The sequence below is a fragment of the Xanthomonas floridensis genome, from assembly GCF_001642575.1.
In the GTDB taxonomy this organism is placed as follows: domain Bacteria; phylum Pseudomonadota; class Gammaproteobacteria; order Xanthomonadales; family Xanthomonadaceae; genus Xanthomonas; species Xanthomonas floridensis.
Genome location: NZ_LXNG01000002.1, coordinates 43213 through 68704, shown reverse-complemented (window position 1 = coordinate 68704; position 25492 = coordinate 43213). Strand labels below are relative to the sequence as shown.

Here is a 25492-nt window from a genome sequence, read left to right as displayed (position 1 = left end):
GGCCTCTTGTGGTGAATCGGTGGAGAGTGCCGGCGGATGCCGACGGAATGGGGTCAGACCCTCGGCGCGGTGGCCGCTGGGGGGAGGGCGCCTGTCATGCGTCGCGCTCCAGGCGCGCGATCACCGCTTCCAGCGCCAACCGGTAGCTGTCGGCGCCGAAGCCGCAGATCACTCCATCGGCCTTGTCGCTGAGATAGCTGTGATGGCGGAACGGCTCGCGCGCATGCGGGTTGGACAGATGGATCTCCACGAACGGCAGCCCCACGCCCAGTAGCGCGTCGCGCAGCGCCACCGAGGTATGGGTGAAGGCCGCCGGGTTGATCAGGATGTAGGCGGTGCCGTCCTCGCGGGCGGCGTGGATGCGCTCCACCAGCACGTGCTCGGCATTGGACTGCAGGCAGTTCAGCGCATGCCCGGCCGCCTGCGCGCGGTCCACCAGAGCCGCATCGATCTGCGCCAGCGTGGTGCGCCCGTAGACCTCTGGCTCGCGGGTGCCGAGCAGGTTGAGGTTGGGGCCGTGCAACAGCAGCAGGTGGGCCATGGGATCCAGCGGAGCGGAAAGGCCGGAAGTCTGCGCGATGTGGGCGATGCTGTCCAGATAGCAGAAGTTATAGCTGTTTTAAACAAGTGCTTGAATTCTTGCGGCGATGGTCGGCGCGGTCAGGTACGCAGGACGTCTGCCCAGGCGGCCCGCTGCGGCAACCTGCAGGGCCGGGCCGCAGCCTCCCGACCGCTGACCGGGCGGGCGCGCGCCCAGTGCGCACCGGGGCGCCGGCAGCGGCGGTGGTGCAGCGCCGGTCCAGGGACCGGTCTGTGCATCTTCCACTGCCGCGCGTCAGGGTTCTGTGCCCGCGGCAGCAAGTTCGGCCGTTCCCGCCCACGCGTGCGAGGCGCCATCGGTCAGGCTGCGCTGCCGGAGCGGCCTGCCACCGTGACCGGGATCCACGCTGGCCGCGCGCACCCACCGTGCACGATGGACGCCGTTTCCAGCCGGATGCCCGCGCCGGCGAGCGTCGGCGCAGCATGCGCCCCGCCGACGATGGCCCCTACCTGCCTTCGGTTGTCGCGGTGTCGCGTCCGAGGTGCCGCCACAGGAAGGTGTACATCAGCGCAGCACGATGCGCGGCCTGGGCATTGTCGCCAGGGTTGGCGTGGCCGCCCTCCATGCTTTCGTAAAACACCGCGTCCTTGCCGGCATCCAGCATCCTGGCGGCCATCTTGCGTGCGTGCCCGGGGTGGACGCGATCGTCGCGGGTGGAGGTCAGGAAGATCGTGGGCGGATAGGTCTTGTTCGGATCGAACAGGTGATACGGGGAAAAGGTCTGGATGAACGACCAGTCTGCAGTGTCCGGGTTGCCGTACTCGTCCATCCATGACGCGCCGGCCAGCAGGTGGTTATAGCGGCGCATATCCAGCAGCGGCGCTTCGATCACGACCGCCCCGAACAGCTGCGGATACTGGGTCAGCATATTGCCGGCCATCAATCCGCCGTTGCTGCCGCCGCGCACGGCCAGATGCCTGGCCGAGGTGACCTTGCGCGCGATCAGGTCCTGCGCGATGGCGGCCATGTCCTCGTAGGCCTTGTGCCGGTTCTGCTTGAGTGCGGCCTGGTGCCAGCGCGGGCCGTACTCACCGCCGCCACGCATGTTGGACAGCGCGAACACCCCGCCCTTCTCCAGCCACGCTCGTCCCATGACGCCGGAGTAGTACGGCAGCATCGGGATCTCGAACCCGCCATAGCCATAGAGCTGGGTCGGTGCGCTGCCATCGAATGCCAGCGCCTTCGGGCGGACCAGGAAATACGGGACGCGGGTGCCGTCCTTGCTGGTGACGAAGTGTTGCTCGATGAGGAAGCGGCTGGCATCGAAGAACGCCGGCAGCGCTTTCAGGCGCTGCGGTTGCTTGCCGATCTGCGCCAGCGACAGCGTGGGCGGAGTGAGGTCGTCGGCGACGGTGAGCCACACCGCATCGCTATCGACGTTGTCCAGCGCCTTGATCTCTGCAGCGCCGAAGCTGGGTGCGCCGACGAACGCGCTGCGCTTCCAAGCCTGCGCACCGGGCGTCAGCACGCTCAGCCGCGTTTTGACGTCATCCAGGATGTTGAGCACCAGGTGCGAGCGGGTCCAGACCGCACTGCTGAGCGAGGCGGTGTCGGTGGGTTGGAAGACCACCTCGAAGGCGCGCTTGCCCGCCATGAAATCGTCGAGCCGGGTGGCCAGCAGCGTGCCGGCTGCGTAGGTCTTGCCGCCGACGCTCCACGGCTCGCGCAACTCCAGCGTGAGCCATTGGCGATGCAACTGCTTGGTCGCCGAGTCCGGCACCTCGATCTGGGCCAGGTGTCCACTGCGGTCGCGCAGATACCAGCGCTTGTTGCGAATGCCCAACTCGCGAATCACGATGTCCCGCGCGAACCCCGGGGTGTCGTCATGGAAGGCCCTCACGCGCATATCCTGCGGGCTGCCCTCGTAGACGGTCGTGGCGGTGTCCAGGGCGGTGCCGCGTTTCCATTGTTTGACCACGCGCGCGTAGCCCGAGTCGGTCGTGGTGCCAGCGCCGAAATCGGTACTGACATAGACGGTGTCCTGGTCGATCCAGGAGAGCTCGCCCTTGGCTTCGGGGCGGACGAAGCCGTCCTGCACCCACTGCTTGTCGACCAGGTCGAACTCGCGGGTGACGTCGGCATCGGCACCGCCGCGCGACAGGGTGATCAGGCAGCGGCGATAGGCCGGACGCAGACAGTCGATGTCCTCGTGCTGCCATGCCCAATCCTTGCCCTCGCTCTGGTTGAGGGCATCCAGATCCAGCACGGTTTCCCACTTCGGCGCAGGCTTGCGGTATTCGGCCGGCGTGGTCCGTCGCCATATGCCGCGCTTGTGCTGTCTGTCCTGCCAGAAGTTGTAATAGCTGTCACCGATCTTCTGCACGTCGGGAATCTTCGCATCCGAGTCCATGACTTCACGGATCCGTGTTTCCAGCTGCTTGAACTCGGCCGTGTCGGCCAGTTGTTTCTCGGTGCGTGCATCTTGTTGCTTTACCCAGTCGAGCGCTTTTGTGCCGGTGACATCCTCCAGCCACAGATACGGGTCTGCGGTGGTGGCGGTGGGTGCGGTAGCCGTAATGCCGGGTGTCGCAGGTGCTGCATGGGCACCTGCAATGCCGGCAAGAAACAACGCTGCGCCGAAAAGGCTGGACGTGGGGGGCATCATATTGCCATCGCCGAGAGGGGGCGACAGCATAAAGTCGAATATCGCGTTGTGACCGCGTGGTGAGTAATGTTGAGAAATGTGCGCCGAGAAAAATCCGTTCGCGCTGCAGTGACTCTATACAAAAATAAAAATAACCGGATGCGGCCGAGTTAATCGTTTCCGGGATCGATCGCGATGGATGATGGTCGTCGGCATCTTGTAGCATCAGCCGTGCGCCGGCGAGCGGGGCGGGCTGCCGGCGACAGCAAGGCGCGCATGTTCTTCAGATCGCCTTGCAGGCACGACCCTCATGCGTGTGCAGCGCCCCCCGCAAGACGCATGCATCGGGCGTCGAAGAGGTCGTTCACCGCGCCGCGCGCAGCAACGCATCCTCGGTGATCGCGCCGGTCAGCACGGTGGGCAGGATCGCCGGCGGGGCGCCGGGGCCATAGACCACGTACAGCGGCACGCCCACGGCTTGGTGCTGGTCCAGGAAGGTGCTGATGGCCGGGTCCACATTGGTCCAGTCGCCTTTCATGTACACCGCATCCACCCGGCGCAGCGCGTCGCGGAAGTCGGCGCTGCCCAGCACGTTCTTTTCGTTGGCCTTGCAGGTCACGCACCAGTCGGCGGTCATGTTGACGAACACCACGCGGTTGTCGGCGCGCAGGCGGTCCAGCAACTGCGGCGAGAAGGCGACCACGCCGTCGCTGGCGGCGGTGGCCGCTGGCAGGCGCAGGCGGGTGACGCCCACCACCGGCACGATGGCCAGCACCAGCATGACCGCGGCCAGACGCATGCCGGGGCGATTGCTGCTCCAGCGGCTGCGCTCGAAACACCACAGGCCCAGCGCCAGCAGCGTGGCGCCCACCAGCATCAGCGCCACGGCGTCCACGCCGCGCTGCTTGCCCAGCACCCACAGCAGCCAGATCGCGGTGAGGTACATCGGGAATGCCAGCACCTGCTTGAGTGTTTCCATCCACGCGCCGGGCGTGGGCAGACGCCGCGCCAGCGAGGGGATGAAGCCGATCAGCAGGAACGGCAGCGCCAGCCCCAGGCCCAGCGCCAGAAACACCAGCATCGCCAGCAGTGCAGGCGCGGTGAACGCATAGGCCAGGGCGGTGCCCATGAACGGGGCGATGCAGGGGCTGGCGACCACACAGGCCAGCACGCCGGTGAAAAAGTCGCCCAACGGGCCATTGCGCGCGGCCAGCGATTGGCCGATGCCGCCCAGGTTGCTGCCCAGGGTGAACACGCCCGACAGGCTCAGGCCTACCGCAAACATCAGATACGCCAGTGCCGCCACAAACCACGGCTGCTGCAGCTGGAAACCCCAGCCGGCCGCCTGGCCGGCCGCACGCAGGGCGATCACCAGCCCGCCGATGGCGGCAAAGGACACCAGCACGCCCAGCGAATACCAGATGGCATGGCTGCGCGCGTGGCTACGGCTCTCGCCGCTATGGGCCAGGCCCAGCACCTTCAGCGACAGGATCGGCAGCACGCACGGCATCAGGTTCAACACCAGCCCGCCGAGCAGGGCCAGCGCCAGCATCGCCAACAGGCCCTTGTCGGTATGCGGCGGCTGGGTGCGCTGCGGGTTGTCGGCCGAGGCGTCGGCAGTCGCGCGCGCGGCGCCCAGCGCGGCTTGGGCCGGAGCCGGTTCGGCAGGCGTCTGCCCGGCGGCCAGCGGCGAAATCATCAGCGGCGCGGCCTGCGCCTGGTTTTGCGGCGACACCGTGCCGGCGGGCAGCTCCAGCGCCACGCGGCGGGTCATCGGCGGATAGCAGATGCCATCGGTCTGGCAGCCCTGGAAGGTGGCCACCAGGGTCACCCGCGCCGGGTCGGCGCGCTCGCGCAGCAGTGGCAGGGTGACTTCGGCCTGGTCGAAATACACCACCACATCGCCGAAGTGCTCGTCGCGGTGGGTCTTGCCCTGCGGCCAGCGCGGCAGGCCGGTACGCACGCCGCTGCTGCCTTCCAGCGCCAGCGAGGTGCGGTCGCGGTAGAGGTAGTAGCCCGGCGCCGGGGTGAAGCGCAGCAGCAGGCTGTTGCCATCGCCGACGATGGCCTCGAAAGTGAACGCCTGCTCGGCCGGCAGCGGCAGCGCCTCCATGCCGGCGGGCTGGCCGGTGGCGCCGAACAGCCGTGGGCCGGAGGCGTTGCGCGGCACCAGTGCGCCCAGGTTCTCGCGCGGCGGGGCAGCATCGGCGGCTACTGCGCCGGGCAGGGTGACGCGAATCTCGCGGCGCTGCGGCGGGTAGCACACGCCGGCGTCGGCGCATCCCTGGTACTGCACCTGCAGTACCGCGGTCTGCAGCGACGGCTCGGCCTTGCCGGCCAGGGTGGCCTGCAGCAGCTTGCGGTAGGTCTGCACCTGGCCGAAGAACTCGTCGTGCTTGCTCTCGCCCTCCGGCAGGGCCAGTTCGCCGGCGCTGAAGCCCTGGCCGGATTTGACGCTGATGCGGTGGCGGTACAGGTAATAGCCCGGCGCGATCTTCCACTGCAGCGCAATGCTGTCGCGGCCCTCGGCCTGCGCACTCAGCACGAAGGCCTGGTCCACCGGCAGCAGGTCGGCTTCGCTGACCGCTTGCGCGGCGGGTGCCACCAGGGCGAGCGAGGCGGCGATGACAGGGGCGGACAGCCGTGCGCAGCGGGCGATCCAGCGGGACAGAAACTTCATGGACGTCAGGATTCCTTAGCGGGTTTCGGCCCGGACCCAATCGAGATAGGCCGGCAGCCCGGCGCTGGCTTGGACCGCCACCGCCTCCGGCAGTTCATACGGATGCAGCGCCTGCAGCCGCGCGATGGCGTCCGGCAGGCGGTCTTCCCAGGTCTTGATCAGCAACTGCACTTCCTGGCTGCGCTCGATCACCCCGTTCCAGCGATACAGCGACTGCACGCCGGGCAGCTGGGTGACGCAGGCGGCCAGGCGCTCGTCCAGCAGGGCATGGGCGATGCGGTCGGCGCTGTCGGCATCCGGGCAGGTGCTGAGCAACAGATGGAGGGAAGAGGCAGTCATCGGACCCGGCAGTGTAATCCCCTGCCTGCGGGGGATCGACCGCGGGTTCCGGAACGCGGCATCCATTTCGCCCGCGGTTGGCGTGCCAGTGGGGTGCGAAAGGCCGGCAGAAACTGAAGGTCATCAGCCTGCGGTGGTTGACTCGGGTGCATGCGTTGCCGGCGTGGCAGCGCGTAGTCATCGCAAGCACAGCTCCGCAGACACAGCGCACCGGCCCGACGCATCCCGCGCCGGGCCGGTATCGCTCAGTTGGCCAGCTGGCAGCTGGCCGGTTTGGCCGAGGTGAACAGGCCGGCGGTGGCCCATTCGGGGTGGTCGACGAACGGGTTGCGGTTGCCCTGGAAGCTGAAGATCACCTGGTTGCGGGCGCGCTCGGCATCGTCCGGCGGGTCGGCCTGGTGCCAGGCCAGCAGCGTGGACAGCAGCCCCATGTAGGCGGGCGAGGACGCGGTCTGCACGATCCGGCTGCGGTCGTCGGTGAGTTCCAGGTCCGGTTCGGACTGGCCGGTGGCCGCATCAAGCCCGCCTTCGTAACGGATCGCCATGTACATCACCGCGCGTGCCATGTCGCCCTTGCGCTTGCCCCACACCTCGAAGGTGCCGCCGTTGCCGTCTGGCGTGCGCACCCAGTTGGAATTGCCCGGATAGCGCCCGCTGCCGCCGCCACTGCCGTCGTTGACCTCGGTCACCCGTTCGCCGCAGCTGCTGGTGCAGGTGGCGTAGGGCTTGTTGCCGCGGTCGGCGTTGAAGGTGGTGTCCGTCAAATACAGCATGTGGGTGTCGGTGTAGGGCGCATACGGCAGGCCGCGGTCGCCGGTGGCGCTGCCGAAGCCCAGCGAGTTGGGCCAGGTGTGTTCGCGGTTGTAGGTCAGCCCGCTGCCGGTGCCGGCCCGGTCGCTACCCTTGGCGTAGCTGCGGTTGCGGTAGGCGTCCAGGATGCGGCCGCTGTTGTTGGGGTCTTCGTCGGCCATCTCCAGGATGGTCCAGGTGCTGGTGCCGGTGCCGCTGTACGGGTAGACCGTGTGGCCGCGGATGGTGGCGTTGAGCGAGCAGCGCAGCTGGCTGGGACTGGTGGTGTTCACCCGCGAGTAGTAGCCGGTGCCGCCGCCGCTGGCGGTGGCCACGGTGAAGGCGATCGACTGATTGGCCGCCGGGCTCAGCCCGCTGGCATCGCGGATGGCGCTGGCGGTGATCGCCAGGGTGCAACGCTCGCCGCCGACCAGTGCGGTATTGGTGGACAGGGTGAAGCGGGTGCCGCTGGTTGGATAGCTGAGCGCCACCGTGCCGGAGCCGGCGCAGCTCAGCGCAAAGGCGCCGCTGCTCAGCGTCACCGCCTCGCTGAAGCCCACCGCCAGATCGCCGGCCGCCGGGAAGCCGCTCGCGCCCTGGGTGGGCGTGGTGCTGGTGATCGTCGGTGCACCGGTCGTGCCGCCACCGCCGCTGCCGTTGAAGGTCTGGCCGCGGTTGCAGGCGCCAAAGGTCTGCGCCGCCGAGCCCGCCCAGCTGAAGTTGGCCGCCGCACTGCCGGTGCCGGTGAGTTGCAGCGAACTGCCGACCGCGCTGCTGTTGCTCTCGCTGACCGGCAGGTTCTGGCTGGTGACACCGGCCGCCGCGCCACCGCTGCCGGTGATGGCGCCTTCGTAGCTGAGGAACTGCACCAGCTGGCCGTTGGGGTCGACCAGCGCCACGCCGTCGTTGGGCCCATTCTGTACGCCGTTGCTGGCGTAGCCGACCGTGGCCACGCGCACCTGGCTGCCGCAGCTGACCAGGCTGCCGGCCGGTACCGCGGTGGTGGCGTAGACCGTGGCCGCACCCGGGGTGCTGCCGTTGTAGAGCTGGATGCGGTAGCCGCTCAGCGATTCGCCGGCGGTGGCCACCACTTCCACGCCTTCGCCGGTGTCGCCGGAGGCGCCCGCGTCGTCGTAATGCAGTTCGTTGATGAACACCGCGGCGTGGGCGGTGGGGACGGCCAGGGCAACGGCGCAGGCCAGCGGAAGACTACGGAACGGCAACCTCATCGACAGCTCCTTGTGATCGGGGAATGCGTTGGCGACTGTAGAGCCTGTGCATGACAGCCGATGGAACCTGGTTCCATTTTCAGGGCAATAAACGCGCGGGAGGGCAGGGTGCGGTGCGTGGCGCGACATCGGTGCAGTGCGCCGAGCCGCCTCGATCACCGGCGCCGGCCGCGCTCCAGGCGATCGCCCGTGCGTGGCTGTGCCCGGCACGTCGCGGCGCATGCACCCGGCCCGATTCTTCATGCCTTGCCCGGTTGCACGGTGGCCCGTGCGTGTCGAGCGGATGAAAATTTTTTGCGCCCGGCCCTTGAAACCTGCCCGCCCAGCACAATCTCTGGCCCGCACCCGCTCTGTCGGGTTTTTTCCGCGCGCTGTGCTGGCAGTCGTCATGTGCGAGTGCTAACATCGCCGATAATTTCCAGACCAATCAATCACTTAAGAGGGTCTTTCTCTATGAGCATCAAGCCGCTTCACGACCGCGTTGTAGTCAAGCCGATCGAAGCCGACGAAGTTTCCGCCGGCGGCATCGTGATCCCGGACTCCGCCAAGGAAAAGTCCACCAAGGGTGAAGTCGTCGCCATCGGCGCCGGCAAGCCGCTGGACAACGGCAGCCTGCGCGCGCCGGTGGTCAAGGTTGGCGACAAGGTCATCTACGGCCAGTACGCCGGCAGCAGCTACAAGTCCGAAGGCGTCGAGTACAAGGTGCTGCGCGAAGACGACATTCTGGCCGTCATCGGCTGATCAGGCGCTATGCGCCGGGAATCGGGAGTTGGGAATCGGGAATGGGCAAAGCGGCTAACGCCCTTCGCCATCCCACCCCGCCCCGATTCACGCGGTTGATCTACCGATTCCCCATTCCCTATTCCCCATTTCCGGAGTTACATACAAATGGCTGCTAAAGACATTCGTTTCGGTGAAGACGCACGTACCCGCATGGTTCGTGGCGTCAACGTGCTTGCCAATGCCGTCAAGGCCACCCTAGGCCCGAAGGGCCGCAACGTCGTGCTCGAAAAGAGCTTCGGCGCGCCGACCATCACCAAGGACGGCGTCTCCGTCGCCAAGGAAATCGAACTGGCTGACAAGTTCGAGAACATGGGCGCGCAGATGGTCAAGGAAGTCGCTTCCAAGACCAACGACAACGCTGGCGACGGCACCACCACCGCCACCGTGCTGGCCCAGGCCCTGATCCGCGAAGGCGCCAAGGCTGTGGCCGCCGGCATGAACCCGATGGACCTCAAGCGTGGTATCGACCAGGCCGTCAAGGCCGCCGTCATCGAGCTGAAGAACATCTCCAAGCCCACCACCGACGACAAGGCGATCGCCCAGGTCGGCACCATCTCGGCCAACTCGGACGAATCGATCGGCAACATCATTGCCGAAGCGATGCAGAAGGTCGGCAAGGAAGGCGTGATCACCGTTGAAGAAGGCTCGGGCCTGGAAAACGAGCTGGACGTGGTCGAGGGCATGCAGTTCGATCGCGGCTACCTCTCCCCGTACTTCATCAACAACCAGCAGAGCCAGTCGGCCGACCTGGACGACCCGTTCATCCTGCTGCACGACAAGAAGATCTCCAACGTGCGTGACCTGCTGCCCGTGCTGGAAGGCGTGGCCAAGGCCGGCAAGCCGCTGCTGATCGTCGCCGAAGAAGTCGAAGGCGAAGCGCTGGCGACCCTGGTGGTCAACACCATCCGTGGCATCGTCAAGGTCGTGGCCGTCAAGGCACCGGGCTTCGGCGACCGTCGCAAGGCGATGCTGGAAGACATGGCCGTGCTGACCGGCGGCACCGTGATCTCCGAGGAAGTGGGTCTGGCGCTGGAGAAGGCCACGATCAAGGACCTGGGCCGTGCGAAGAAGGTGCAGGTCTCCAAGGAGAACACCACCATCATCGACGGTGCTGGCGATTCGGCCGCGATCGAGTCGCGCGTCGGCCAGATCAAGACCCAGATCGAAGACACCTCGTCCGATTACGACCGTGAAAAGCTGCAGGAACGCGTGGCCAAGCTGGCCGGCGGCGTTGCCGTGATCAAGGTCGGCGCATCGACCGAAATCGAAATGAAGGAAAAGAAGGCGCGCGTCGAAGACGCCCTGCACGCCACCCGTGCAGCCGTCGAAGAAGGCGTGGTCCCGGGCGGCGGTGTGGCCCTGGTGCGTGCGCTGGTGGCCGTCGGCAACCTGACCGGTGCCAACGAAGACCAGACCCATGGCATCCAGATCGCCCTGCGCGCGATGGAAGCCCCGCTGCGCGAAATCGTGGCCAATGCCGGCGAAGAGCCGTCCGTGATCCTGAACAAGGTCAAGGAAGGCACCGGCAACTACGGTTACAACGCGGCCAACGGCGAGTTCGGCGACATGGTCGAGTTCGGCATCCTGGATCCGACCAAGGTCACCCGTTCGGCGCTGCAGAACGCCGCCTCGATCGCCGGCCTGATGATCACCACCGAAGCCATGGTGGCCGATGCACCGAAGAAGGACGAGCCGGCGATGCCGGCCGGCGGTGGCATGGGCGGCATGGGCGGCATGGATTTCTGATCCAGGCCACTTGGCTGTTGCATCACAAAGGACCCCGCCGAAAGGCGGGGTTTTTTATGTCCCCACATTTGCCGCTGTTCGATCTGGTGCGGGCGTTCGAGGCATTGCTGAGGCGCCGGGCAAGGTCTTGCTGCGCGCTATGCGCAGGGCAGGCCCGCCAACGGTGATTTGCACCCTGTCACGCGCGTTGCGCAATGCCGCGCAACTAGGTCGCGGACGCAACCGTGTCGTTGCAGCGCACTCCATGTGGAATGCGACCCAGTGCACACTTGCGTGACAGTGTGTTGACACCGATGTCATCGCAGTTCTAGCGTCGCTGGGCAGGCGTTTGCGCCGCGTGGTCGGGGGGCCATCGGACAAGGGGCGGCGGTGCATGCATCGCTGGCAGACGTCGTTGCAGTGCACTGCCACGCCGGCCACGTCCGGCTTCTCCCGGGGATCTTATGAACTGCCGCAGCCATCGTCTTGCCTTGTCGATTTCCGTGTCCCTAGCACTGGCGGCCGCCGCTGCGTCGCCGCTCATGGCCCAGCAAACCGAGCCGGACACACCGCGCGCCACCTCCACCCTGGACGCGGTCAGCGTCACCGGCTCGCGCATCAAACGCGCACAGGTCGAAGGCGCGCAGCCGGTGGTCACCATCTCCGCGCAGCAGATCCAGCAGGAAGGCTTCGCCACCGTCTACGACGTGCTCAACAGCATGAACCAGCAGGGCTCGGTGGAAGCCGACACGCAGTGGGGCTCGCACACGCCCAACGCCTCGCCGATCAACCTGCGCGATCTGGGGCCCGGGCGCACCCTGCTGCTGGTCAACAGCCGCCGCGTGGCCGATTACCCGCTGCCCTATGGCGGCGAGAGCAACTTCTCCAATTACAGCAACATCCCCGCCGCCGCGGTGGAGCGCATCGACATCCTCACTGGCGGCGCCTCGGCGATCTACGGCTCGGACGCGGTGGCCGGCGTGATCAACGTGATCCTCAAGCGCGACTACCAGGGCGACCAGCTGCGCCTGCGCGGCGGCACCGCCACCGAAGGTGGCCGCGACAGTTTCGACGTGTCCTGGGCCGGCGGGCGCACCGGCGAGAACTGGAGCGTGACCTACGCGCTGCAGGCCACCCGGCGCGATCCGTTGAGCGGGCGCGATCGCCCGCAGATGGATGATTCGGACGACATGTCCTACTCCAACTGGACCGGGCAGAACCGCCGCTATGGCTTCAACCCGTTCACCGGCCTGAGCCTGGTCGACGCCAACACCAATGAGCGCCTGGCGCCGCCTGCGGGCACCTGCGCGCGCTTCGGCGGCGAGTTCATCGACGGCCAGCGCCTGAGCTACAACCAGAACACCGGTGCGCTCACCGACGCCGGCAGTTACTGCGGCATGGCGCGCGATTACGGCGACTGGGGCCTGGTCACCGGCAGCGAGGATTATTCGGCGTATCTGTACGGTACCTGGAAGTTCGGCGAGGCTACCGAGGCCTGGGCCACGCTGTCGGCCAACCGCAGCATCGGACGCTGGACCTACGACCCGCCGTATGTGCTGCTCGGGCCGTTTCAGGATGCGCGCACCGGGCGCCAGTTGAATGCCATCCGCCAGCTCACCCGCCGCGAAGCCGGTGGCTGGGACCGGCTGGCCAACTACAACAAGGAGCAGTCCTGGGATCTGGGCGCCGGCCTGCGCGGGGTGTGGGCCGACCGCTTCGACTGGGAGCTGAGCGTGGGCCGTTCGCGCTACACGGTGGACGAATACATCCGCACCGTGGATACCGCGCGCGCCACCGGTTACTTTCTCGGCAGCCCGCTTGGTACTGGTGCCGATGGCAACCCGATCTACGCGGTCAACGAGGCGCGCTGGTATACGCCGTTGTCCGGAAACGAGTACGACGACCTGGTTGCCAAGTCGCATAACTCGGCCTATTCGTGGGTGAACCAGGCCGCTTTCAGCCTCAGTGGCGACGTGGTGCAGGGCTGGGCCGGGCCGATCCGCTTCGCCACCGTGGCCGAAGTCGCCAAGCAGGGCTATCAGCTCTCGCCCGACCCGTGCGCCAACGAGTGCTACCCGGTGGATGTGGTCGACAGTGGGGGTGGCGAGCGCCTGCGTAGTTCGGCCGGGCTGGAATTCCAGATTCCACTGCTGTCCACGCTCAGCGCCAATATCGCCGGCCGCTACGACCGCTACAGCAACTATCGCTCGTCTGCGGCCATCCAGACCGAGGTGGGCGAACAGAGCGACACCACCTGGAGCGCCGGCCTGGAGTGGCGGCCGGTGGAGAGCCTGCTGGTGCGCAGTACCCTGGCCACCAGCTTCCGTGCACCGGACATGCACTACGTGCTGGGCGAACCCAGCTCCACCAACCAGACCGTGATCGACCAGTACCGCTGCATCACCTCCGGCGCGTACCAGACCGGCGGCTGCAATGACGAGAACAACAATATCTTCTACACCGTGGACGTGAACCGTCGCGGCACGCCGGACCTGCGCTCGGAAACCGGCCGCTCGTTCACCGGCGGCGTGGTGTGGGACATCGTGCAGGGGCTGTCGCTGAGCGTGGACTACTACCGCATCCAGCTGGAGGAAATGATCAAGGACCTGGACCGCGACGAGATCCTGTCGGCCGAAGCGGGCTGCCGCACCGGCACCACCATCAGCGGCGGCGCCTGGAACAACCCCGGCGGTACCGGCTACTGCGACACCATCACCTCGCGCGTGACGCGCAATGCCGACGGCACCATCGCCGCCATCGAGCGCGGCCCGATCAACCTGGCGCAGATGGAAACCTCCGGCATCGATGCGTCGTTGAAATACCGGCTGAGCACGGCCGGCTGGGGCAACTTCCAGCTGTCGCTGGACTACAACAATCTGATCGCCTATCGCGAACAGATCTACCGTACCGACAGCGACGAGAACCGTCGCGACGAACGCGTGCGCAGCCGCGTGCGTGGCAGCGTGCATTGGGACAACGGCGGCGCCTGGGACTGGACCGTGTACTTCCGCCGGCTTGGCTCGATGCGCGCGGTCAACTGGGGCACCTGCGCCCGCTTCGATGACGGCTACCAGCCCAGCGCCTCCGACGAGTGCCTGGTCACCGATACCGGCAACGTGAATCTGGGCCAGACCAGCAAGCGCTACTTCGGCCGCGTGGGCCCGGCGATCTACTGGAACCTCAGCACCGGCTACAGGATCACCGACCACGCCAAGGTCAACTTCTACGTCAACAACGTGTTCAACGAAGTGGGCTACGAGAACAAGGAGCGCTTCTACGGCTACGGCTTCTACAACACCACCTTGTTCAACCCGATCGGCCGCGAAGTGGCGGCGGAGTATGTGTTCACGTTCTGAGTGAGGGTCATTGCGGCGGACACGCCACGGCACCGTTGCCGTGGCGTGTGGCAAGACGATCAGGCAAGACGATCAGGCAAGACGATCAGGCAAGACGATCAGGCAAGACGATCAGGCAAGACGATCAGGCAAGAAGATCAGACAAGAAGATCAGACAAGACGATCAGGCAAGACGATCAGGCAAGACGCGATGCAGTTTGGTGCAAGCGTGCCAACGCACGCGTGGCGATGCCGCGCATCTGATCGCTCAAGCCCGCGTCGTCGATGGACCGCTGCCAGAACTGTTCGGCCATCTCCGCGGCGCGTCGCCATTGTGCAAATTGACCGACCGCGGGTGGTGGACTCTCGATATCCCTTGGCACGATTTCGCCACTGGATGCCGGCCGCAGCGCCATTGGCAACATGTCATACACCGGCGCGAGCCGCAGCGGCAGCGTGTCGGCAAGAATCAGCGCTGCGTTACCGAGATGCATGTCGGTGTTGCCGATGAGCGTGCCGAACCAGCTGATCACCTCAAGACGCTCGGCATCTTCCGCACTCAGCCAACCATCGCGTTTGAGCAGCGGCGCAAGCGCGCGCCATGTGCCGACCTCCGACTGCCCATAGAACGCGGTAAAGATCGCCATCAACGAAACAAAGCCGTGACGGCCCAGCGTCGGGGTGCGATCGAAGCGCGTGGATTCGAGAAAGACGCGCTCGCCGGCCTCCAGTCGCTGCGTCGTTGCGGCTGCGATGCCACCGGCAAGTAGCACCTGGTTGGCCAGGTGCTCCATCTGCAGCAGGTCCGCCCAGCGCCGCCCGGCCGGCTGATCGATCCGGTCGGAGAACTTCACAATGACCGGACGATACACGCCGTGTTCGCGCAGTACGGCAGTGAACTTCGGTTGCTCGCCTGCAGCGGACGAGCCGACGTCCTCGCCGCGCAGTGCGGCATCGGCGTGCTGGAGATAGGCCTCCGGGCGCGCTTCGAGATCGATGCACTCGGGCTGGTCGATCGACGACAGCGCGCGTGCCAGCGCATGCTCGCCAACGAGCAGGTCGCCGAGCTGGTCGTGACCGTCGGACAGCAGCGCGACGAGTGTGTCACTGGGCGACCACAGCATGAGATCTTCAGGGAGCCGCAACGGCCCGGAGACGCGACGTGCCAGATTGCGCCCGAGAAATCCCTGCGGGCGCTGGTCATCCAGAAACCAGGGCAGCGACTCGAACACACCCAGCTGCATCGGCGGATGCAGGAGCACCGGGTTTTCCCGCAGCAGCTCCACGAAGAAATGGTCGTGATGGAGTGCATGCAGCTGGCCCAGCGCCACAACGCGGGCATGGCTGTCGATGCGGTAGAGCGGCCAGGCGCGCACGCCCCGTACCTCGCCCGCGGCGACATAGCTGGTGGCGCGCGCGCTGCCGTAGCGCCGCACCGCAGTTCCTGCGGCGGCAACCAGACGAGAAAGGGTTGCCTTGCTCACGCCCAATCGACCCGCAAGATCGGCGCCGCGCAACGGGCCGTTGACGCGCAGCGTGGTGACCAGGCGTTCTATTGCTTCGGGCTGGGGCATGCAAATCACGTATGAAACGATTTCTGAAACGATACATCATGCTTGATAGCGTAACAAGTGACTGATTTGTATTGTAAATTTCAGGGTCTAGAGACGCATCAAACAGTGAGGGTGAAACGATACTTCCGGTGTTCCTGGGCTAGGAGAGTGCCCGGAGCGCACTCCTGCCCAAGAGCTGGACCGCCCCAACCGCCGCTGAGGACTGACAGGTCGGCAGTGCGGCACCGCTCATGTCACAGCTGCTGGACACGGTATCCGCATCCGCTCGCCACGAGGAGCGGGCCTGAAACGTCCCTTGGTGTGCAGGGGTCAAGGCGACCTTGCACCTGGTGCGCGCTGTCAGGCGGGTGAATCTCCACGCCAGTGTCTTGATCGCACCGCGCCAGTGACGCGCAGGACTATCCCGCGACACTGCCGCTGCACGTAGGCCCATCGGCAGCTCGACAGCGATCGGATTGCATTCCGTAGCCCCGATCAACCGTCGATGCCATGCCTTTGACTCCTTGCCGCGCCACGCAACCAGTGCTTCGATGCACAGGGTCCGTTGCCGATGAAACAGTGGCAACGCGCAAACACGCGTGGTATCAATGCACCTCATGAACGCACCCCGCAGCCAGTTTTATTTTTGGTACTACGGTTTTCCGATGCCGCTGGCGGAGGAAGGAGTGCATTCACCCTGAAGGAAACTTCAGCAGCATTCCCGAAAAGCCGCCAGCGCTCACTGGCGGCTTTTTTGTTGCCGCTTTGCCTGGCTTCCCCGATGCACTGCCGACCCGAGACAACGTTATGCCGCCTGTGACCGATGACCTGCGTATCCGCAAGATCGAAGCCCTTGCCCCTCCTTCGCAGCTGCTGGCGCTGCTGCCTTGCGATGAGCGCGCCTCCGAGACCGTGACCGAATCGCGGGCCGCGCTGCACGAAATCCTGCACGGCCGCGACGACCGCCTGGCAGTGGTGATCGGGCCCTGTTCGATCCACGACCCGGTGGCCGCAATGGACTACGCGCAACGTCTGCGCCCGTTGCGCGACCAGTTCGGCGATGCGCTGGAGATCGTGATGCGGGTGTACTTCGAAAAGCCGCGCACCACCATCGGCTGGAAGGGCTTGATCAACGATCCGGACCTGGACGGCAGCTTCCAGATCAACAAGGGCCTGCGCGTGGCGCGTGGCTTGCTGCGCGACATCAACAACCTGGGCCTGCCGGCCGGCGTCGAGTTTCTCGACATCATCTCGCCGCAGTACATCGCCGACCTGGTGGCCTGGGGCGCAATCGGCGCGCGCACTACCGAAAGCCAGGTGCATCGCGAAATGGCCTCGGGGCTGTCGTGCCCGGTGGGCTTCAAGAACGGCACCGGCGGCGACGTCAAGATTGCGGTGGACGCGGTGGGTGCGGCCTCGCATCCGCACCATTTCCTGGCCGTGACCAAGGACGGCCACACTGCGGTGGCGGCCACTGCCGGCAACCCGGATTGCCACGTGATCCTGCGTGGCGGCAAGGTGCCCAATTTCGATGCGGCCAGTGTGGAGGCGGCGAGCCAGGTGCTGAACACATCCGGCCTGCCGGCGCGCCTGATGATCGATGCCAGCCACGCCAACAGCAGCAAGAATCCCGAGAACCAGCCCAAGGTGGTCGAGGACATTGCAGCGCAGCTGGAAGGCGGCGAGACGCGCATTGTCGGCGTCATGGTCGAGAGCCATCTGGTCGGCGGCCGCCAGGAACTGGTTCCCGGGTGCGAGCTGACTTACGGCCAGAGCATTACCGATGGCTGCATCGACTGGGACTCCTCGGTGCAGGTACTGCAACGGCTGGCGACGGCAGTGCGCACGCGTCGCGCACGCCGCATCGATGAGGCTGCGTGAGGCACGGTCCCGACTGCGTCGACGATGCGGGACGCGCCGACGAGGTCATGCACGGGCTGAGCAGGTAGGCGGCCGACCCCGCCCGCTGCAGCCAGTGCAGGCGGCTGGTCGCAGGTTGAGGCCAGCACCTTGCTGGACGCTGCAAACTGCGGAGTTCGTTGTGCGAGTCGCGGCTTACAGATTCCGGTTTGCGCGGTGATGGCGTGGACGCGGCAACCGCGCCTGTGGACGATCTTGCAGGCTCGGCCCGTGGCCTTGTCCGGCACCATCTTCTGCCGGCAACCGCGCAGCACTCGATCAGCTCGACACGCGATGCAACCGGCATGGATGCGAGATGGAGAAGCCTGTCGCCCCGACACACCGCGCCGTTGCAAAGATACATGCCGAATCAGGCACCTCTGCGGAGAGCGTCGTACCGGTTCGGGAGCTGCCGGGCAAGCGAAAAAGCGCCGGGCCGACTTCAGCAGCCGGCCCGGCGTATCGAACACACCACCCACGGTGACCTGTCGCTGCGGTGGCCAGGAGGAGGGCGCCGTCTGCACCGCGACCGAACAGGTGGCAACGTTATCCGCCGCGCACATGACCTGCGCATGTCGTTGCGTGGCGCAGACGGACATGAAGTTGCAAACGGGTTAATCGCTCACGTCGCCCGTGCCTGGCCAGCTGACGGCGGCCAGCCTGGAATATCAGGTCACTGGGCGATGTCGCCGCAGATGCATGGCATCCGCCGTGCATCACCCCGCAGCGACGCACAGCGGCCGCGGTTTCGGCCTGGCGTGCTGGCGTGGCCCAGTCGCACGACAAGATCCGCGAAATCTCCCTGTGCGGTGTGCCCGTCTGGAGACATGCCTTCGCCCTTGCAGGCAGACCCTATCGCCGAAGAAACGGCTGCATCACCGCAGCCTGGTAATGCCAGGCAAGCGCGGCTGTCCGGTGAGCGTTATCGCGCTTCCAGGGCAAGCTGTGCACCGCGGGAATAGCCGCGCCCGTCCGCAGCCAGGGCTACCGCCCGGTGGGCGCCAGGGCCGCGCACGAAGTCTGCAGTCCCGTGAGCCTTCACAGCTTGCCCCGAACCGGGATCAGGCAGCGCGCCTGCGGCCGCCAGCCTTCGCCCGTATTCACGCTCCTGCGTCAACGCACCCGCGATAGTGGTTGCAGACTCGTCCTGCACCCGTGCCCATGCCCTCTCTTCGCGATCGCTTCCAGCGCTGGCCCCGGCCGTGGCGTCTTGCAGTGGTCGTGGTGTTGGCGCTGTACGTGCTGTATCTGCTGGCCGGCAACCTCTATCTCAATACCCCGTTGTTCGATGCCAGCACCAACCGGCAGCCGCACAAGTTCACCATGCAGACCGGCCCGGCACTGACGCTGTTCCCGGGCGAGGTGATGGCCTGGAACGTGCGCATGCGCGGGCAGGCCAACCGCACCGTGTACGTCTTCCACGCCGATCGCGCGCATGCGCGTATCGCGTTGCTGGCCCTGTTCCGGCGCGAGGTGCGCCTGCCGTGGTTGCATGCCACCAATGTCAGCGCAGAAGTGGACAGCTCCGACACCCCCATTCCGCCACCACCGCGCGGCAACCGGGGCTGGACGCTGCGCTTCGATGCGATCACCAGCAACAGCATCCGCAGTGCGCGCCTGGGCAAGTTGCTGATCGCCGGCAATGGGCACGGCAAGGTCGGCTTCCTGAAGCAGCTCAAGGGCGGGCCATCGGAACTGTTTGCCTCCGAAGCCGGCTTTGAGGATGCGGTGGTCAGCTACGATGGCGTCCAGGTCTTCAATGGCGCCCAGCTGGATGCGCAGTTTCAGTTTCCGCGCCATTACCGCGACCAGGCCCCGGGACTGCGCAAGCTCGGCATCACCCAGGCGCGCCTGCAGCTGAAAGCCAGCACGGTGGCGCTGAAGATCGATACCGGCGCACCGCACGTGGACATCCGCAGCGGGCCGTCGGCGGCGAGGGTGGAGGCCGACATCGCGCTAGCCAACGGTGCACTGCAGCCGGGCAGCCATGCGGTATGGCGGCTGCCGCTGATGGCCGGGGTGGGGGCCACCGACCGCGGCATGCTTGCGCTGCAACTGGACGTGGCACAGGACATCCGCTTGCAGGCGCGGTTGCCGCGCGATGAAGACACGGGAAGCGAGTTGCACGCCGACCTGCGCATCGCCGGCCGCAGCATCCCGTTCGAGCAGCCGGCGCAGGTGCTGCCGCGTCTGTCCGGTCAGGTGCAGGGGCGCTGGAAGTTCGAATCGCTGAACTGGATTGCCGAGCTGTTCGTGCGCAAGCCCTGGTTCCAGCTGGAAGGCGGCGGACTGGTCGAGGCCGACCTGCGCCTGGCGCAGGGCCGGCTGACCAGTGGCAGCAGCCTGGAGATTCCACGGGTCGAAGCGGTGGCGCAGGTGTTCGATACGCGGCTGGCAGGCGTTGCCAACGCGCGTGGGCGCATCGACGACGCCGCCACGCCGCAGGCGCATCTGGACGTGAGCATTCCCACCTTCAAGGCTGCGCCGCGCGACGCGCCGCGGCAGGTATTGCTGGATGGCCGTGACCTGCAGCTGGCCATGCATGGCGACGCCGAGCTGGCGCGCCTGCGCGACACGCTGAAGGCGCAGCTGCGTTTCAGCGATGCCCAGGTGCCCGACCTGACCGTCTACAACCGCTATCTGCCGGGCAACAACGTGCGCCTGCTCGGCGGGCGCGGCAGCCTGACCGGCGATGTCGCGCTCAACGCCTCCGGCGATGTGGGCAGCGGTCATGCCCATCTGCGCGGCCAGGGCGCGCATTTGGCGCTGGCCGGTGTGCAGATGCGCGGCGACGCCGAACTGCAGGCGCAGCTGCAGCGTGCCGACTTCAAGAACAAGTTCTTCGATCTCAGCGGCACCCGCGTGCGCCTGCGCAACATGCGGGTGGGAGAAGACAGCGCCGATGCCGGCTGGTGGGGCGAGTTGCAGGTCGGTGCCGGCACCATCCAGGCCAGCGCGCCGTTCCAATTGGATGCCGATGCCGCGTTGCACATGCGCGATGCCGCACCGCTGTTGTCGGTGTTCGCACAACGCAGCGATTATCCGCGCTGGGTGGTGGGTTTGCTGGACTCGGGGCAACTCGACGCAACCGGTCGGGTGCGCTGGCGCAAGCAGCAACTCACCGTCGATGATCTGCATGCCGAAAACCAGCGCCTGTCCTTGCGTGCCCGCCTGGCGCTCGACGACGCACAGCGCCGCGGCAATCTCTACCTGCGCTGGGGCGTGCTCGGTGCCGGCATCGAACTCGATGGCAAGCAACGTCAATGGCATCTGGCTGGCGCGCGTGAGTGGTATGAGTCGCAACCTGGCCTGTTGCCTGCGGTGTCCAGGAGCAAGTAAGGCACACGTCCGGCCGAAGGCCGCGCATGCAACTGCTTCGCCTCAAGCGCGATGTGCGCAGGCAGTTGGTTGGCAGGCCGGCGTGGAACTGATGTCTCGTTCCGATGGTGCCGCGTTGTAGCGGCGTAGAAGGTCATGCCGCGCCTCGCGCGTGGTGCATGCGGATGCTGGCAGCGCGCCGCGGGGATACCTGTTGCATCGGTGGCTACGCTGTGTCGCCAACCGCAACCAGCAACCCTCCCGCCGCCATGGCTGCGGCCGCGATGCAAGCCGGGCGACCTCAAGGGGGAGCCCGCTGCGCACCGCACTCACGGCCCGCTTGCCACACTGCGCGGCGCCGCGTGCGCGGTCCTTGAGGAGCCTGCCGTCATGACGATGCCGCCTCGCGCCCGCTGGCGCGCCCTACCGCGCGCACTGCGCTGGCCATTGCTGGTCGTGGTCGCGCTGTACGCAGGCTATCTGTTGCTGGGCAACCTGCTGCTCAATACCCCGTTGGGACCGGCCGCGCTCAATCGCAGGCCGGACACATTCGCCATGCAGTGGGGGCCGGCGCTGACCTGGTGGCCGGGTCGGCTGGTGTTATGGGACGTGGCCCTGCAGGGGCGCTCCACGCGTCACCGCTGGACGGTCAGTGCCCAGCGCATGAGCGGGCAGATCCGGCTGTTGCCGCTGCTGCACCGCCAACTGCTGGTGCCGCAGTTGCAGGTGCATGGCGTGCGTGCCGCGCTTCAGGCCACAACGCCGCCAGCAGCCGTGGCAAACCCGTCATCTGGTGGCGCCGCATCTTCCGCCCAGCGGCCCGTCGCTACCGCAGGCGCAATATCCGAGAAATCTGCCGCCGGGGAAGCGCGCGCTGCCGTCACTGCCGCGCCACAGGCATCAGCGCCTGCTGCAACGCCAACGGCATCGGGCAGCACAACCTCCAGTCAGGCAGACGGCGCTGCTTCGCAGCCAAGAACAGCTGTTCGGCCGGGAACGCAGCTGCCTGCAGTCCAGCAGCCGGTTGCTCGGGCATGGACGCTGCAGTTCGACCGCATCGACGCCGAGCTGGTGCAGGCGTTGTCGCTGCACCAGCTACACATCGAGGGGCAGGGGCAGTTGCAGTTGGGGGTGTTCAAGCAGCTGCGCGGTGGGCCGATGGAGCTGTATCCCTCGCGTGCCAGCTTTGACCAGGCGCGTGTGCGTTGGGGCCAGAACGAGCTGCTGCGCAACGGGCAGCTCCGCCTGGAAGCCGGCATCGCCCGGCACAGGCCCGATCAGGCGCGTGGGGTGGCGTTGCTGCAGCTCTCCGACGCCTTGCTGGCCGTGCATGGCGGCACCGCGGCGCTGGATGTCACGCGCAATGCGCAGGGGCGCCACCGCGTCGTGACCCGGCCGGGCAAGGGACGCGCAGACGGCGAGCTGCGCTGGGCGCGCGGCGCCCTGCAACCTGGCAGCCAGTTGCACTGGCGCGCACCCTTGCACGACAGCACGCGCGCACCGGCAGCCTTGCTGGGCGAACTCACCGCGCAGCTGCAGGTGGATGAAGACATGCGCCTGAAGATCGCCATGCCCGAGCCCGCCGATGCCGGACTCACCCTGGATGCGGATCTGCGCGTGCAGGGCAGACAGGTGCCGCTGGGCGGTCTGCGCGCGTTGTTGCCGCGGACGTCCGGGCATGCCCGCCTGCATTGGCAGCTGGCTTCGCTCAGCTGGATTCCGGCGCTGTTTCCCGATGTGGACTGGCTCACCCTGGAAGGCGATGGCCTGGTGGATGCCGATCTGCGGATCGACCGTGGCCGCCTCGGTGCCGGCAGCCGCCTGCAGGTACCGCATGTGCGTGCCCAGGTGGGCGTGATGGGCCACGCGATCGCGGGCCAGGCCAGTGCCGATCTGCGCGTGGCCGCCGACGCCAACGGCCAGTTGCTGCCCGCGCTCGCACTGCAGATGCAGCAGTTTTCGATTGCGCATACCGATGCACCGGCACGTCCGTTCGTGCAAGGCCGTGATCTGCGGCTGGACCTGCGCACGCGTGCCGATGCGCGCAACCTGGCCAGCCTGCGCGATGCCACGCGCGCGCACCTGACCTTTGCCAATGCACGCGTACCGGATCTGCGTGCGTACAACCGCTATCTGCCGCAACAGCAGTTGCGCTTCGATGGCGGCAACGGCGTGCTCAGTGGCGACCTGAAGATCGAGCCGGGTGGAAGGATCGGCACCGGTGGTTTGCGCATCGGTGCGCGTGCGGCCCGCCTGCAATTTGCAGGGCTTGCGATGCGTGGCGATGTGGATGCGGATCTGCGCTTGCAGCGCGGCGATCTGCGCGAGGAAACCTTTCGCCTCGATGCCAGTACCGTGCAACTGCGCAACGTCGGCTTTACTGGTCCGGATGGACAGCGTCGCGATGGATGGTGGGCGCGCATCGTGCTGGACGATACGCGCATGCAATGGCGGCAGCCGATCGGTGTGGATGGGCGGGTGCGCATCCAGGTACGCGACCTGGCATTTCTGATGGCGTTGTATGCACGCGACCGCTCCATTCCGAACTGGATGTTGCGGCTGGTGGATGCAGGCCAGGCGCAGGTGACTGGCCGCGTGCATTGGCAAGACGAGACGGTCATCGTCGATCGGCTGCAGGCGCGTAACGATCGCTTCCAGGTCGATGCGCGTCTACGCCTGCAGGGCCGCCAACGCAGCGGCAGCCTGCTTGCACGCTGGGGCATGCTCAGTGCGGCGGTGGGCCTGCGCAACGACACGCCCGAATGGCATCTGCTGCGTGCGCCGGAGTGGTATCGGGCGCAGCCGGATCTGCTGCGGTGAGCGCCTGCAGCGCCAGCACCATGTGAAGAAAACTGAGCCAGTTCTGTACTGTCTGGTGTTGTTTTGCAGTGCAGCGTGCAAGTCGCATTCGGGGCGCGCACTATGATCCTGCATCCCGACGTGGGGGAGGGAGCAAAGCCCGCTGGCAGTTCGCTGCAAGCGGGCTTTTTTATTGCCTGGCGTTTGCCAGGTCAAGCGTGCGCAGCGTCGCCACGCCGCGTGGTTCCGCTTATGTTCCCTGCAATTGCAGCATCCATAGCGAACTGCCACCGGTGATGAAGAGCCGCTGTTGGGGTGGGTCGAACGTGCAATTGGAGGCGGTCTGCGGTGTGGGCACCTGCCCAAGCAGGCGCCCGGCGGGATCAAAGATGCAAATGCCGGTGGCGGAACTGCTCCACAGCCAGCCCTGATCATCGACGCAGAAACCATCGGCAATGCCCTCGGGCACCACCGCAAAGCGGCGCGGATCGTGCAGTGCACCATCGTGCCAATCGAAGGCGGTGATCTCCGGTGTGCCGGGGCCGTGCTCAGGCGTCTGCGAGACATACAACACCCGCTCATCGGGCGAAAACGCCAGCCCGTTGGGGTGGTCCAGCCGGGCCAGGCATTGCAACGGTCCGCCATCGGGCGGTAGCCGGTACACGCCGTGGAAATCGAGCTCCTGTTCGCCAGGACAGCCCTGGCTGGGCTTGAGCAGGCCAAAGGGTGGGTCGGTGAACCAGAGCGCGCCGTCGCGCGCCACGGCCAGGTCGTTCGGTGAGTTGAGCCGCTTGCCCTCGAAACGGCCCACCAGCAGATGTGCGCGGCCGTGTGCATCGCTGCGGGTGATCGCGCGGCGCCCATGTTCGCAATGCACCAGCCGCTGCTGCGCATCCACGGCGTTGCCGTTGGTGAAGGCGGTGGCATCCAGCAACACATCCACTGCGCCGTCTTCGCGCCAGCCCAGGACGCGGCGGCCGACGACATCGCTCCAGACCAGGGTGCGGTGCGCTTCCCACCAGGCCGGGCCTTCGGACCAGGTGGCCTGGTCGTACAAGGTGTACAGCCGTGCATCGCCCAGGCGCGTGGCCAGTGCCGCAGCGTGCGCGTGCGGCGGTGCGCAGTGCGTTGGCTGCGCCGGGCCAGGTGCACGCACACGGCAGTGCGCCTGCATCAGCGCGGTGCCTCGTGGCCGAACGGATGCGCAACCGCCGCGGCCGGCGCTTGCGCAAACTGCACCAGCATCTGCAGGCAAGGGGTGTCGCCCAGCTGGCCGGAGCGGTGGCCGCGTGCATCGGCAGTGCCCTGGTCCTGGCCGAAGTGGATATCGCCAGGCCCCATCTCTACACGCGTGCCGTCGCCGGTCTCGATGAACCAGCGGCCGCGCAGCGGAATCACCCATTGCGGATGCGGGCTCTCATGCCAGTCGCCGACCCAGCCCACCGGCAGCACCGCGAACTGGATGCCGAGCACCTTGCCGGGAAAGGGCCGCAGCCATTGCGGCGCCGCACCGCCACCCACGCTCTTGCTGCCGAAGCCGGGCAATTGCGAGGGATTGAGCCGGCTCTTGCCGTCCGTGCCGGTCCACAGATGCAGGAACGGCAGGCTGGGCGGCAGATCGAGATCGTTGCCGTCGTTGTCCAGCGGGATCTGTGACGGCAGCAATGCAGCAGGCAGGAGCGTGGGCATGGCAGGGCCTCGTGCGAAAACCGCAGTGCAGCACGGGCATCGTCAGGGCGGCGTAAGCGATCTGTTCAATGCAGCGAAAACGCGCGTGGCGTTGCGCCCTTGCGTGTGATCTACGTGCATGCTGCGTTGCAGATGGCCAAGGCGTTCTGGTGCCGGGACCGCCATACCG

The 25492-nt window shown here is 66.7% G+C and carries 14 protein-coding genes; 6 read left to right on the top strand and 8 right to left on the bottom strand.

Annotated elements, in window-relative coordinates:
- Positions 1–94: 94 nt before the first annotated feature.
- The 5 genes from aroQ to A7D17_RS01685 all read right to left on the bottom strand — a co-directional run bounded on the left by aroQ (position 95) and on the right by A7D17_RS01685 (position 8222).
- Positions 95–541: a type II 3-dehydroquinate dehydratase gene (aroQ, locus tag A7D17_RS01705; RefSeq protein ID WP_064507518.1), complete on the bottom strand. Its 447-nt coding sequence runs from the start codon at positions 539–541 to the stop codon at positions 95–97.
- Between the two features lie 505 nt (positions 542–1046).
- On the bottom strand, positions 1047–3206 hold the full coding sequence (locus A7D17_RS01700; protein WP_425479554.1) for a prolyl oligopeptidase family serine peptidase: 2160 nt from the start codon (positions 3204–3206) through the stop codon (positions 1047–1049).
- Positions 3207–3549: 343 nt separating this feature from the next.
- Positions 3550–5865: a protein-disulfide reductase DsbD family protein gene (locus A7D17_RS01695; protein WP_064507517.1), complete on the bottom strand. Its 2316-nt coding sequence runs from the start codon at positions 5863–5865 to the stop codon at positions 3550–3552.
- A 15-nt stretch (positions 5866–5880) separates the two neighbouring features.
- Complete coding sequence (gene cutA, locus A7D17_RS01690; protein WP_064507516.1) at positions 5881–6204, bottom strand: divalent-cation tolerance protein CutA; 324 nt, start codon at positions 6202–6204, stop codon at positions 5881–5883.
- Positions 6205–6449: 245 nt separating this feature from the next.
- A complete protein-coding gene (locus A7D17_RS01685) occupies positions 6450–8222 on the bottom strand; it encodes an endonuclease (RefSeq protein ID WP_064507515.1) in 1773 nt (590 codons plus the stop codon).
- A 453-nt stretch (positions 8223–8675) separates the two neighbouring features.
- Between A7D17_RS01685 and A7D17_RS01680 the strand changes: the two genes are divergently transcribed.
- The 3 genes from A7D17_RS01680 to A7D17_RS01670 all read left to right on the top strand — a co-directional run bounded on the left by A7D17_RS01680 (position 8676) and on the right by A7D17_RS01670 (position 14086).
- On the top strand, positions 8676–8963 hold the full coding sequence (locus A7D17_RS01680) for a co-chaperone GroES (protein WP_003483210.1): 288 nt from the start codon (positions 8676–8678) through the stop codon (positions 8961–8963).
- A gap of 147 nt (positions 8964–9110) precedes the next feature.
- Positions 9111–10751, top strand: a complete 1641-nt coding sequence (groL, locus tag A7D17_RS01675; protein ID WP_039421754.1) for a chaperonin GroEL — start codon at positions 9111–9113, stop codon at positions 10749–10751.
- 521 nt (positions 10752–11272) lie between these two features.
- Positions 11273–14086, top strand: a complete 2814-nt coding sequence (locus A7D17_RS01670) for a TonB-dependent receptor plug domain-containing protein (RefSeq protein ID WP_064507590.1) — start codon at positions 11273–11275, stop codon at positions 14084–14086.
- A gap of 176 nt (positions 14087–14262) precedes the next feature.
- On the opposite strand, the gene yjjJ is transcribed toward A7D17_RS01670, so the two are convergent.
- Positions 14263–15648 carry a type II toxin-antitoxin system HipA family toxin YjjJ gene (gene yjjJ, locus A7D17_RS01665; RefSeq protein ID WP_064507514.1) on the bottom strand — a complete coding sequence of 462 codons (1386 nt, stop codon included), beginning with the start codon at positions 15646–15648 and terminating at the stop codon, positions 14263–14265.
- Between the two features lie 777 nt (positions 15649–16425).
- Here yjjJ and A7D17_RS01660 point away from each other — a divergent pair.
- From A7D17_RS01660 to A7D17_RS01650, 3 genes are all read left to right on the top strand, one after another.
- Positions 16426–17499 (top strand): 3-deoxy-7-phosphoheptulonate synthase, encoded by a 1074-nt coding sequence (locus tag A7D17_RS01660; protein WP_064507513.1) that lies wholly within the window; start codon positions 16426–16428, stop codon positions 17497–17499.
- Between the two features lie 1179 nt (positions 17500–18678).
- Positions 18679–20856, top strand: coding sequence for a translocation/assembly module TamB domain-containing protein (locus A7D17_RS01655; protein ID WP_064507512.1), 2178 nt, complete (start codon positions 18679–18681; stop codon positions 20854–20856).
- Positions 20857–21225: 369 nt separating this feature from the next.
- Positions 21226–23655: a hypothetical protein gene (locus A7D17_RS01650; RefSeq protein ID WP_064507511.1), complete on the top strand. Its 2430-nt coding sequence runs from the start codon at positions 21226–21228 to the stop codon at positions 23653–23655.
- Positions 23656–23884: 229 nt separating this feature from the next.
- Here A7D17_RS01650 and A7D17_RS01645 read toward each other — a convergent pair whose 3' ends face one another.
- Together A7D17_RS01645 and A7D17_RS01640 are read right to left on the bottom strand one after the other, a co-directional pair.
- Entirely contained in the window at positions 23885–24808 is a 924-nt protein-coding gene (locus A7D17_RS01645) for an SMP-30/gluconolactonase/LRE family protein (RefSeq protein ID WP_064507510.1), read from the bottom strand.
- A complete protein-coding gene (locus tag A7D17_RS01640; RefSeq protein ID WP_064507509.1) occupies positions 24808–25323 on the bottom strand; it encodes a cupin domain-containing protein in 516 nt (171 codons plus the stop codon). Before A7D17_RS01640 ends, A7D17_RS01645 begins: the two co-directional genes overlap by 1 nt.
- Positions 25324–25492 lie beyond the last annotated feature (169 nt).